This is a genomic window from Nocardioides sp. Leaf374, assembly GCF_916862475.1.
In the GTDB taxonomy this organism is placed as follows: domain Bacteria; phylum Actinomycetota; class Actinomycetes; order Propionibacteriales; family Nocardioidaceae; genus Nocardioides; species Nocardioides kribbensis.
On record NZ_CAKASO010000029.1, the window covers coordinates 39,903 to 51,644 of the forward strand.

At 73.7% G+C, this 11,742-nt stretch carries 11 protein-coding genes and 1 riboswitch; of the genes, 8 read left to right on the top strand and 3 right to left on the bottom strand.

All coding sequences use genetic code 11. The annotated features are described in order from the left end of the window. The first annotated feature begins 88 nt into the window (after positions 1-88). The 7 genes from LPA27_RS13400 to gcvP all read left to right on the top strand — a co-directional run bounded on the left by LPA27_RS13400 (position 89) and on the right by gcvP (position 7,125). On the top strand, positions 89-787 hold the full coding sequence (locus LPA27_RS13400) for a DUF881 domain-containing protein (RefSeq protein WP_228942756.1): 699 nt from the start codon (positions 89-91) through the stop codon (positions 785-787). A gap of 30 nt (positions 788-817) precedes the next feature. After that, positions 818-1,204, top strand: a complete 387-nt coding sequence (gcvH, locus tag LPA27_RS13405; RefSeq protein ID WP_056864483.1) for a glycine cleavage system protein GcvH — start codon at positions 818-820, stop codon at positions 1,202-1,204. 158 nt (positions 1,205-1,362) lie between these two features. Next, positions 1,363-1,893: an FHA domain-containing protein gene (locus LPA27_RS13410; RefSeq protein ID WP_056864482.1), complete on the top strand. Its 531-nt coding sequence runs from the start codon at positions 1,363-1,365 to the stop codon at positions 1,891-1,893. A gap of 51 nt (positions 1,894-1,944) precedes the next feature. After that, entirely contained in the window at positions 1,945-2,640 is a 696-nt protein-coding gene (locus LPA27_RS13415) for a MerR family transcriptional regulator (protein WP_056864701.1), read from the top strand. A 44-nt stretch (positions 2,641-2,684) separates the two neighbouring features. Continuing rightward, positions 2,685-3,164, top strand: coding sequence for a bifunctional nuclease family protein (locus LPA27_RS13420; protein ID WP_056864481.1), 480 nt, complete (start codon positions 2,685-2,687; stop codon positions 3,162-3,164). A gap of 188 nt (positions 3,165-3,352) precedes the next feature. Further along, positions 3,353-3,967 carry a MerR family transcriptional regulator gene (locus LPA27_RS13425; RefSeq protein WP_056864480.1) on the top strand — a complete coding sequence of 205 codons (615 nt, stop codon included), beginning with the start codon at positions 3,353-3,355 and terminating at the stop codon, positions 3,965-3,967. A 94-nt stretch (positions 3,968-4,061) separates the two neighbouring features. Beyond that, a riboswitch (glycine riboswitch) is annotated at positions 4,062-4,162 on the top strand. Positions 4,163-4,236: 74 nt separating this feature from the next. Then, positions 4,237-7,125 (top strand): aminomethyl-transferring glycine dehydrogenase, encoded by a 2,889-nt coding sequence (gene gcvP / locus LPA27_RS13430; RefSeq protein WP_228942757.1) that lies wholly within the window; start codon positions 4,237-4,239, stop codon positions 7,123-7,125. A gap of 101 nt (positions 7,126-7,226) precedes the next feature. Here the strand turns inward: gcvP and LPA27_RS13435 are convergent, their stop codons facing one another. After that, the gene (locus LPA27_RS13435) at positions 7,227-7,397 is read right to left on the bottom strand and encodes a hypothetical protein (RefSeq protein ID WP_228942758.1); all 171 of its coding nucleotides are present in this window, start codon (positions 7,395-7,397) and stop codon (positions 7,227-7,229) included. A gap of 159 nt (positions 7,398-7,556) precedes the next feature. Between LPA27_RS13435 and LPA27_RS13440 the strand changes: the two genes are divergently transcribed. Continuing rightward, the gene (locus LPA27_RS13440; protein ID WP_228942759.1) at positions 7,557-9,125 is read left to right on the top strand and encodes a CYTH and CHAD domain-containing protein; all 1,569 of its coding nucleotides are present in this window, start codon (positions 7,557-7,559) and stop codon (positions 9,123-9,125) included. A 10-nt stretch (positions 9,126-9,135) separates the two neighbouring features. Here LPA27_RS13440 and LPA27_RS13445 read toward each other — a convergent pair whose 3' ends face one another. Together LPA27_RS13445 and LPA27_RS13450 are read right to left on the bottom strand one after the other, a co-directional pair. Further along, positions 9,136-10,533, bottom strand: coding sequence for a metallopeptidase TldD-related protein (locus LPA27_RS13445; protein WP_228942760.1), 1,398 nt, complete (start codon positions 10,531-10,533; stop codon positions 9,136-9,138). Continuing rightward, a partial coding sequence (locus LPA27_RS13450; protein WP_228942761.1) for a TldD/PmbA family protein occupies positions 10,533-11,742 on the bottom strand: 1,210 nt, incomplete at its 5' end. The genes LPA27_RS13445 and LPA27_RS13450, both read right to left, overlap by 1 nt.

An 11,742-nucleotide genomic window follows, 5' to 3' on the forward strand; every position in this document is an offset into this window, starting at 1 on the left:
CCCGCGACCGCCGGATGAGCCGCAGGCGCCCCCGACCGCGCAGCGGCCCGCGCGACAGCGGCCGGCCGAGCCGGGCCGTGACCGTCTCGTGCGCGCGCTGCTCAAGCCCACGCGCGGCCAGGCCGTCGTGGCGGTGCTGCTGGCCCTCGTGGGCTTCGCCGGCGTGACCCAGGTGCGCAGCAACGAGGTCGACGACTCGTTCGCGGGCTACCGGGAGCAGGACCTCATCGACGTGCTCAGCGGCCTCGCGGGCGCCTCCCAGCGGGCGCAGTCGGAGATCACCCGGCTCGAGCGGACCCGCGACGACCTCGCCTCCGACACCTCCGCGGAGGCCGCGGCGCTGGCGCAGGCGCGCAGCGAGGCCGACACCCTGAGCATCCTGGCCGGCACCGTCCCCGTGACCGGGCCGGGCGTGCGGATCACCCTCAGCGAGGTCACCGGGACGGTCGGTGCGCAGGCCCTGGTCGCGATGGTCCAGGACCTCCGCACGGCCGACGCCGAGGCGATGCAGCTCAACGGACGGGTCCGGCTGGTCGCGCAGAGCTCGTTCGCCGACGCGACCGGGGGCATCGTGGTCGACGGGGAGCTCCTGGAGGCGCCCTACGTGCTCGACGTCATCGGCGCGCCGGCCACGCTGTCGGGCGCCGTCGACTTCTTCTCCGGCCCCCGGCTCCAGCTCGAGGAGTCGGGGATCGAGGTCGAGGTCACCGAGCTGACCTCCCTCGACATCGAGAGCGTCGCCGAGAGCACCCAACCTGAGTACGCCGCCCCCGCGGACGGGCAGTAGCCTTCCGTGACCCCGACCGGAGGAGAGACCGTGTACCCCGACGACCTGCTGTACACCGCCGAGCACGAGTGGCTGCGCCAGCCCGGTGAGCACGACGGCTCCGTCCGCATCGGCATCACCCACTTCGCCCAGGACGCCCTCGGCGACATCGTCTACGTCTCGCTGCCCGAGGTGGGCGACACCCTCGAGGCCGGCACGACGTGCGGCGAGCTGGAGTCGACGAAGTCGGTCAGCGACATCTACGCGCCGGTGACCGGCGAGGTGGTCGCACGCAACGAGCAGCTCGACGCGACCCCCGAGCTGGTCAACAACGACCCCTACTCCGGTGGCTGGCTCTTCGAGGTCGTGCCCAGCGACCCCGCCCAGCTCGACGCCCTCATGGACGCCACCGCCTACACCGGCACCCTCGAGGGCTGAGCGGCCCCCACCGGGCACGTGGAGCGGGAGCGGCCGGGCTCGGCCTGCTGGTAGGTTCGGGCCGACACTCACCCTCAGGCCAGCCTTGAGGGTTCGGGTGCCCGTCCGACCCCGCGCCCCACCCGCTCGACCACAGCCCAGCAGCTGGAGGAGAAGAGATGCCTTTCTGCACAGCCTGCGGTCGGCAGAACCCCGACGACGCACGGTTCTGCTCCCAGTGCGGCACGCGTCTGGTGACGCCGGCCGACGTGCCCGCCCCGGCCTCCGCGGAGCCGCTCGGGGAGTCCACCGCGACGATCCAGATCGGTCTGGGCGACGCCAAGGTCGAGACCTCCGACCGGCAGCTCAACCCCGTCGACGCCGCGGCCGTCGACGCCCTGCCGACCGGTCACGCCCTGCTCGTGGTCCAGCGCGGCCCGGGCTCGGGCAGCCGCTTCCTGCTCGACAGCGACGTCGTCTACGCCGGGCGCCACCCCGAGAGCGAGATCTTCCTCGACGACGTGACGGTGTCGCGCAAGCACGCGGAGTTCAACCGCGAGGGCGCGTCCTTCACCGTGAGCGACGTCGGCAGCCTCAACGGCACCTACGTCAACCGCGACCGCATCGACCACGTGCTCCTCAAGGACGGCGACGAGGTGCAGATCGGCAAGTACCGCCTGGTGTTCTTCTCCGGTCACGAGGGCAGCTGACGCGTGGCCTCCACCGGCAGCCCGGCACCCAGCGGGGGGCACCGGGCGCGGATGAACATCGGGGAGGTCCTCGAGCGGCTGCGCGCCGACTTCCCGAGCGTCACGATCCCCAAGATCCGGTTCCTCGAGGACAAGGGGCTCATCAAGCCCGAGCGCACGCCCGCGGGCTACCGGAAGTTCTCCCACGACGACGTCGAGCGGCTGCGCTACGTGCTGCGGATGCAGCGCGACCACTACCTCCCGCTGAAGGTGATCGGCGAGCACCTCGACGCCATCGACCGCGGCCTGGAGCCGCCGCCGATCGACACCGTGGTGCCGACGGTGCCCACGGTCGCGCTGGCCCCCGACGGCCTGCCCAGCCCCGAGTCCTTCCGCCGCCAGGACAACCTGCGGCTCTCGCGGCGCGAGCTGCTGAAGGTCGCCGAGATCTCCGAGGAGCTGCTGGGCCAGCTCGAGCAGTTCGGGCTGATCGTGGCGCGCACGGGCACGGGCCTCTACGACACCGACGCCCTCGTGCTCGCCCGCACGGCGCGCGAGCTGGCCGACTTCGGCTTCGAGCCGCGGCACCTGCGCGCCTTCAAGACCGCCGCGGACCGCGAGGTGGGCCTCGTCGAGCAGGTCGTCGCGCCGCTGCAGCGTGGTCGCGACGCCGCGGCCTCGGCCCGGGCCGAGCACGCCGCCAGCGAGATCGCCGCGCTCTCGGTGCGCCTGCACGCCACCCTGGTCAAGGCCGGCCTGTCGCGCTGACCGGGCCGTCGGCGGCGCCCACCACCCCGGAGTAGGGTGAGGACGTGCGCGAAGTCGATGTCATGGGAGTCCGGGTCGAGATGCCCTCGAACCAGCCGATCGTGCTGCTGCGCGAGATCACGGGGGAGCGGTACCTCCCCATCTGGATCGGGGCGGTCGAGGCCACGGCCATCGCCTTCGCCCAGCAGGGCGTCGTGCCGCCGCGACCGCTGACCCACGACCTGCTCAAGGACGTGCTGGAGGCCACCGGCGACGAGCTGACGGAGGTGCGCATCACCGACGTCAAGGACGGCGTCTTCTTCGCCACCCTGGTGCTCGGCAGCGGCGCGGAGGTCAGTGCCCGGCCCTCCGACTCGATCGCGCTGGCCCTGCGCACCGGCACCCGCATCGTCTGCGCCGAGGAGGTCCTCGACGAGGCGGGTCTGGCCGTGCCGGCCGAGCAGGAGGACGAGGTGGAGAAGTTCCGCGAGTTCCTCGACCACGTCACCCCCGAGGACTTCGAGGCGGGCCAGGAGCCGACGTAGGGCCGGCCAGACCCTCACCCTCAAGCAGAGGATGAGGGTGAGGACACGCGGGCCCGAGGTCTTTGACGGGGTCACGCGGCGGGCCTACCTTGAACTGTCTCTGTTGTAACTCCACCGGTGTCGTTGCTCCGCAGCTCACCACCTTCCCCGGTGTTACGCGCTAACGGAGTAGACCCACGGAGGACCGTGTGAACGAGCACGACACGAGCAAGGGCGTCGACGCCCAGGCGGCCCTGGCCGCCGAGGTGGCCGTCGAGGCCGCCGAGGAGCAGGGCCTGCTCTTCACCGACGACGTCTCGCCCCTGCCCAGCGACACCGGCTACCGCGGCCCCACGGCCTGCAACGCCGCCGGCATCACCTACCGCCAGCTCGACTACTGGGCCCGCACCGGCCTGGTCGAGCCCACCGTGCGCGGCGCGAAGGGCTCGGGGTCCCAGCGGCTCTACTCCTTCCGCGACATCCTGATCCTCAAGGTCATCAAGCGGCTGCTCGACGCCGGCATCTCCCTGCAGCAGATCCGCACCGCGGTGCAGCACCTGCGCGAGCGCGGCACCGACGACCTGACGCGCGTCACGCTGATGAGCGACGGCGCCTCGGTCTACGAGTGCACCAGCAACGACGAGGTCATCGACCTGCTCCAGGGCGGCCAGGGCGTCTTCGGCATCGCCATCGGCGGTGTGTGGCGCGAGATCGAGGGCACGCTCGCCGAGCTGCCCAGCGAGCGCACCGGCGATGACGCCGCGGAGGCCCCGTCGGCCTCCGACGAGCTCGCCGCGCGCCGCGCCGCGCGCAAGATCGGCTGACGCCGACCCGACGTACGACGGCCCGTCGCCCCACCCGGGGCGACGGGCCGATGTCGTGCTCGGGCCTGCGCCGGGGCTAGAGTGGCACCGCTGACTATCCCGCGCGGGAGAGTCTCCGGGTCGCTGGCCGGCCCGGGGCGCCGAAGGGGCAATTCCTCCCCGGAACCTCTCAGGCACCCGGACCGCGCGGTCGAGGCAACTCTGGAGGCGCGACGACGCCCCGACAGAGGGGGAGGCACCCGGACGACCACGCCCCGAGGAGCCGCCACGTGTCAGACCACCCCACCCTCGCCGAGCTCGACGCGGCCCTGCCGTTCGTCGACCGTCACATCGGCCTGAGCCCCGCCGACGTCACCACGATGCTCGAGCGGCTCGGCTTCGACTCGCTCGGCGCCCTCATGGACGCCGCCGTGCCGGGGGGCATCCGCACCCCGGAGTCGCTCGACCTGCCGGCGGCGGTGGGTGAGGACGTCGCCGCGCGCGAGCTGCGCGAGCTGGCCGGCGCCAACCGCCCGGGGGAGTCGATGATCGGCCTGGGCTACCACGCCACGCTGACCCCGGCCGTCATCCGGCGCAACGTGCTGGAGGACCCCAGCTGGTACACCGCCTACACGCCCTACCAGCCCGAGATCTCCCAGGGCCGCCTCGAGGCGCTGCTCAACTTCCAGACCGTCATCGGCGACCTGACCGGCCTGCCCACCGCCAACGCCAGCCTCCTCGACGAGGGCACCGCGGCGGCCGAGGCGATGACCCTGGTGCGCCGGGGCAACCGCAAGGCCTCGGGGCCGTTCGTGGTCGACGCCGACGCGCTGCCGCAGACCGTCGACGTGGTGCGCACCCGCGCCGAGGCGATGGGCATCGAGGTGGTCGTCGCCGACCTCGACCACGGCCTGCCCGGTGGCGAGGAGCCGGTCTCCGGCGTCCTGGTGCAGTACCCCGGCGCGTCGGGGCGCGTGCGCGACCCGCGCCCGCTCGTCGAGGCCGTGCACGCCCGTGGCGGCCTGGCCGTCGTCGCCGCCGACCTGCTGGCGCTCACCGTGCTGGAGTCCCCGGGCTCGATGGGCGCCGACGTGGTCGTCGGGTCCTCCCAGCGCTTCGGTGTGCCGCTGTTCTACGGCGGCCCCCACGCCGGCTACATGTCGGTGGCACCCGGACTCGAGCGCCACCTGCCCGGTCGCCTCGTCGGGGTGTCGGTCGACGCGGAGGGCCGCCCGGCCTACCGCCTGGCGCTGCAGACCCGTGAGCAGCACATCCGTCGCGACAAGGCCACCTCCAACATCTGCACCGCCCAGGTGCTGCTGGCCGTGGTGGCCTCGATGTACGCCGTCTACCACGGCCCTGACGGCCTGCGGGCGATCGCGACCCGCACCCACCGCTACGCCGCGGTCCTCGCGCGTGCGCTGGCCGACGGCGGCGTCGACGTGCTCACCGCCGACTTCTTCGACACCCTCACCGTCGCGGCGCCCGGCCGCGCCGCCCAGGTCGTGCACGCCGCCCGCGAGCTCGGCCTGCAGCTGCGCCTGGTCGACGAGGACACGGTGGGCGTCTCCACCTCCGAGTGCACCACCCGGGCCACGATCGACCGCGTGCTCGACGCCTTCGGCGTCAGCGCCGACCTCGACGCGCTCGACGCCACCACGGGCGACGCCCTGCCCGAGGCGCTGCGCCGCACGAGCGACTACCTCACCCACGAGGTCTTCCGCACCCACCGCAGCGAGACCCAGATGCTGCGCTACCTGCGCCGGCTCTCCGCGCGCGACTACGCCCTCGACCGCGGCATGATCCCGCTGGGCTCCTGCACCATGAAGCTCAACGCGACCACCGAGATGGAGCCGGTCTCGCTGCCCGGCTTCGCCGACCTCCACCCGTTCGCGCCCGCGGAGGACGCCGAGGGCTACCGGCGCATGGTCGAGCAGCTGGAGGGGTGGCTGGCCGAGGTCACCGGCTACGACCGCGTCTCCATCCAGCCCAACGCCGGCTCGCAGGGCGAGCTGGCCGGGCTGCTGGCGATCCGGGGCTACCACCGCGCCCGCGCCGCCGAGGGCGCACCGGTGCGCGACGTGTGCCTGATCCCCAGCTCGGCCCACGGCACCAACGCCGCCTCCGCGGTGATGGCCGGCATGAAGGTGGTCGTGGTCAAGGCCGCCGACGACGGGGGTGTCGACCTCGACGACCTGCGTGCGGCCTGCGCGAAGCACGCCGAGGACCTCGCGGCGATCATGGTCACCTACCCCTCGACCCACGGGGCCTACGAGGACACCATCGGCGAGCTCTGCGAGATCGTGCACGCCCACGGCGGACAGGTCTACGTCGACGGCGCCAACCTCAACGCGCTCCTGGGCTACGCCAAGCCGGGCGAGTTCGGCGGCGACGTCTCGCACCTCAACCTGCACAAGACCTTCTGCATCCCCCACGGCGGCGGCGGGCCCGGCGTCGGTCCGGTGGGCGTGCGCGCTCACCTCGCGCCGTACCTGCCCTCCCACGCGATGCACCCCGAGGCGGCCAAGCGCGAGGGGATCGGCCCCATCAGCGCCGCGCCGTACGGCTCGGCCGGGATCCTGCCGATCTCGTGGGCCTACGTGCGGATGATGGGCCCCGAGGGCCTGACCCGGGCCACCGCCTCAGCGGTGCTGTCGGCCAACTACGTCGCCGCGCGGCTCGGCGAGCACTTCCCGGTGCTCTACCGCGGTCACGGCGACCTGGTCGCCCACGAGTGCATCCTCGACGTGCGCGGGCTCACCAAGGACACCGGCGTCACCGTCGACGACGTGGCCAAGCGGCTGGTCGACTACGGCTTCCACGCCCCGACCATGTCGTTCCCGGTCGCCGGCACCCTCATGGTCGAGCCCACCGAGTCCGAGGACCTCGCCGAGATCGACCGCTTCTGCGACGCGATGATCGCCATCCGCGGCGAGATCGACCGCGTCGCCGCGGGGGAGTGGACGCCCGAGGAGTCGCCGCTGCGCGGGGCGCCCCACACCGCCCGGGTGCTGGGTGGGGAGTGGGACCGTCCCTACTCCCGCGAGCTGGCGGTCTTCCCGGCCGGGGCGCACACCGCCGCCGACAAGTACTGGCCGCCGGTCGGCCGGATCGACCAGGCCTACGGCGACCGCAACCTGCAGTGCTCCTGCCCGCCGCTGGAGGCCTTCGCCGAGTGAGCCCCGCCCGCGCGTGCGGGCCGTGAGGACGCTCTGAGGACGGCACGAGGCCCGGACCCCCGCTGGGGTCCGGGCCTCGTGACGTGGGCCAGTGGTTCGGCTCAGCGGGTGGCGCTCCACAGCCGCTGCGCGCGCTGGGGCACCATCACGGCGCCGGGGCCGGTGGGCCCGCTCGCTGTCGTGCGCTGCTCGATGCCGCGCACCAGGCCGACGTCGACCAGCAGGTCCTGGCGGGGTGCGATGGCGACGTAGCGGATGCGACGGGTCGACACGGTGACGACCTCGGACGCGCCAGCACGCACAGCGGCTCGGGCGCGATCCCGCTGACGGTGGCAGTGGCCGGGGTGACGAACTCGTCGTCGCAGGCCTCGTAGGAGGAACTGCAGGAACCGCAGGCGCTGCAGCACCCACGCGTGCGGTAGACCTGGCACATGGCCCACCACGAGATCGAGCGCACCTACACCCCTCCGCCGCAGGCTCCGGTGCCCGACCTGACCGAGCTGCCCGGGGTGGCGCAGGTGGGGCCGCCCGTCGTCACCGACCTCGAGGCGGCCTACGTCGACACCCCCGACCTGCGCCTGGTGCGGGCGGGCATCTCGCTGCGTCGGCGCACGGGCGGGACCGACGCGGGCTGGCACCTCAAGCTGCCGGTCGGCGAGGGGCGCGACGAGCTGCGGCGTCCCCTCACGACGGGCACGACGCCGCCCCAGCAGCTGCGGACGCTGGTGGCGGCGCGCGTGGGCGAGGCGCCGCTCGTGGTGGTCGCCACCGTGCTGACCCGGCGTACGACCCAGGAGCTGCTCGACGCCGATGGTGCGGTGCTGGCCGAGCTGGTCGACGACGAGGTCACGGGATCGCCCGGGCCGGGCCTGGCCGGCGAGACGTCACCCGGGGCGGTGACGGTGTGGCGGGAGTGGGAGCTGGAGCTGGTCACGGCCGGCACCGACCTCCTCGAGGCGGCCGACGAGCACCTCGCCGAGCTGGGCGTCGAGGTCGCGGCGGTGTCCCGCAAGATCGAGGTGGTGCTCGGCGAGGCCCTCGCCCGTGCCGCCACGGCGCCGGGACGCCCCGGCCGGGGGAAGCCCGCCGGACGGCTGGTCGAGCTCCGGCTGCAGCAGCAGGTCGAGGAGCTGCTGCGCCGCGAGACCGAGATCCGCCGCGGCGGCGACCGGGGCGTGCACCAGGCGCGGGTGGCGTGCCGCCGGATCCGCTCCGCGCTCGCGACCTACCGCCCGCTGCTGGACCGCGAGGTCACCGAGCCGGTGCGCGAGGAGCTGCGCTGGCTGGCCGGCGAGCTGGGCGGCGCGCGCGACGCGGAGGTGGTCCACGACCTGCTGCGCCAGCGGGTGGTCGACCTGCCGGCCGAGCAGGTCGTCGGCCCGGTGCGCAGCCGGCTGCGCTCCACCTACGGCGCCAGTCGTCGCGCCGACGTCGTCGCGGTGCTCGACTCGCCGCGCTGCCGGGCGCTGTGGCCGGTGCTGCAGGAGCTTGCGGCGCGCCCGCCCCTGGCCGAGGAGGCCCAGCTGCCCGCCCGGGAGGTCGCGGTGCCGCGGGTCGGTCGCGACGTCGCCCGGGCGGAGCGGGCGGTCGAGCGCGTCGTGGACGGTCTCGACCGGCTGGCGCGGTTCGACGACGACCCCGCGAGCGTCGAGGTGCGCCGCGAGGTGGAGGAGGCCTGGCACGACGCCCGCAAGGCCGCGAAGCGACTGCGCTACGCCGCCGAGGTGCTCGAGCCGGCGTGGGGCAAGCGGGCCAGGCGACTGACGAGGACCGCCAAGGCGATCACGCAGCGGCTCGGCGAGCGTCAGGACACCGAGATCACCCGGCGGCACCTGCTCGACCTCGCGCGCGCCGCCACGGCGGCGGGGGAGAGCGCGTTCACCTACGGCGTGCTGCACGCCCGCGAGCAGGCGCGGGCCGAGGAGCTCGAGACGGCCTTCCTCGACGCCTGGCCGCGCACGCGCTCACGGCTGCGCAAGCAGGCGCGCGCGCTCGCCTGAGCGCGAGCGGTCACAGGGCCTGGGAGACGCTGGACATGTTGAAGTCGGGCACGCGCAGGGCCGGGGTGGCGGTGCGGCTGAAGTAGTCGTCGCCCCACTCCCGGCTGAAGCTGGGCACGGTCGCGGAGGCGTGGCTGAAGCGGCCGAGCAGGTCCACCGGGCTCTCGTTGAAGCGGAAGTTGTTGACCACCCCGGTGATCTCGCCGCCCTCGACGAGGTAGACGCCGTCGCGGGTCAGCCCGGTGAGCAGCAGCGACTGGGCGTCGACCTCGCGGATGTACCACAGACACGTCAGCAGCAGGCCGCGCTCGGTGCCGGCGACGAGGTCCTCGACGCTGCCGGTCGCGCCGTCGACCTCCAGCACCAGGTTGTCGATGCCCGGGGTGACCGGCTGCCCGGTCATGGCCGCGGAGTGACGCGTCTGGAGCAGCGAGACCAGCTCCCCGTCGCGGATCCAGTCGGTGCGTCCCAGCGGCAGGCCGTTGTCGAAGACCGACGACTCGTTGCCCGAGGAGGTCGCCACCTCGAAGGGGGAGCACGGCAGCGAGGGGTGGGCCGGGTCGGAGAACAGTCGCACGCCCCGCGCGGCCACCTGCTCGCCGATCCGGGTGCCGCCGCCGCGGCGGCTGTAGACCGACTGGCCCTCGTGGGCGACGCGTGCACCGGCCGACCAGTAGGCGTCGATCATGAGGTCGGCCACCGAGCCGGGGGGCAGGATCGTGTCGTAGCGCCCGGCGGGGAGGTCGACGCGCCGCGCGCCCCAGCCCAGACGGCGGGCGAGGGTCGCGTCCATCTCCAGGGCGTCGACCTCGGTGAAGTCGCGGGTGGCGCCGCCGACCCAGGCGCTCTGCGAGAGGTCGGTCGGCTTGCCGGTGCAGCCGTAGTGCCCGGTCGGCTGCACGTGGCGCAGCCGGAGCCCGGTCGACGAGCCGAGGTAGGTGGTGGTCATCTCGTGGTTGACGAACCCGTAGAGCAGGCGGTCCTCGGCACGCGCTCGCCCGAAGGCCTCCCCGAGCGCCGGGGCGAAGAGCCGGTAGACACCGATGTCGGTCGGCACGGGCGCCTCGTCCCAGTCGGGGGACACCCGCTCGGGGACCAGATCGGCGGCGTCCTCGGCGGGCGAGGCCAGCCGGGCGGCGGCGTCGGCGGCGGCCACGAGCGCCGCCACCTGCTCCAGCGATCCGGCGCTGCCCGAGACGGGGGCGGCGGCCACGCCGTCGGCGGTGCGGGCGAAGGACACCACGGTGGCCGAGATGCGGTGCATGACGCCGTTGGTCGTCAGCGTGTTGGTGGCCCAGCGCAGGTTGGCGCTGGTCGCGTCGGTGACGACCACGACGCAGTCGTCGGCCTCCGACAGGGCCAGGGCGTGCTCGACGAGCTGCTGGGGAGTGGGGGAGGTGCTCGACATCAGTGACCCGCCTCGTCGGTGGTGTTGAGGATGCGTACGCCCCGGAAGAGCGCGGTGGGGCAGCCGTGGCTCACGGCCGCGACCTGTCCGGGCTGGGCCTTGCCGCAGTTGAAGGCGCCGCCGAGCACCCAGGTGTCGGGGCCGCCGACGGCCTCCATCGACCCCCAGAAGTCGGTCGTCGTGGCCTGGTAGGCCGCGTCGCGGACCTGACCTGCGAGCTCGCCGTCGACGATGCGGTAGAAGCGCTGGCCGGTGAACTGGAAGTTGAACCGCTGCATGTCGATCGACCACGACTTGTCGCCGACGACGTAGAGGCCGCGCTCGACGCGACCGATCAGCTCCTCGGTCGTCGGCCCCTCGGGGTCGGGCTGCAGCGACACGTTGGCCATGCGCTGGACGGGGATGTGCCCGGGGGAGTCGGCGTAGGCGCACCCGTTGGAGCGTCCGCCGTTGAGCTCGGGCAGCATCGGCCCCATCGGCCGGTCGAGCTGGTAGCCGACGAGCACCCCGTCGCGCACGATGTCCCACTCCTGGGTCTCCACCCCCTCGTCGTCCCACCCGGTGGTGGCCAGGCCGTGCTCGACGGTGCGGTCGCCGGTGACGTGCATGACCGGGGAGCCGTAGCGCAGCGTGCCCAGCAGGTCGGGGGTGGCGAAGGAGGTGCCGGCGTAGTTGGCCTCGTAGCCCAGCGCACGGTCGAGCTCGGTGGCGTGGCCGATGGACTCGTGGATGGTGAGCCAGAGGTTGGAGGGGTGGACGACCAAGTCGTGCACGCCGGGCTCGACGCCCGGCGCGGCGAGCTTCTCGGCCAGCAGCTCGGGCACCTCGGCGAGCTCGGAGTCCCAGTCCCAGCCGCCGTCCCAGGGGCCCTCCGTGCAGTACTCCCAGCCGCGGCCCACCGGCGGGGCGATGCTCGCCATCGAGTCGAACGCGTCGGCCGAGGAGCCCATGGCCTCGAAGCCGGGCATCATCCTGACCCGCTGCTGGGTGGTGCGGGTGCCGGCGAGGTCGGCGTAGTACTTGTTCTCCTGCACCTGGGCCAGGTGCGCGGAGGCGTGCTCGACGGCGGGGGAGCGGCGCAGCCGGTCGGTCCAGCCGACGAGCAGCGCGGCCTTGTCGGCCACCGGCACGTCGAGCGGGTTGACGGCGTAGGAGGAGACCCAGGTGACGTCGTCGTGCACCGGCTCGGGCGCCAGCACCACCGGCTCC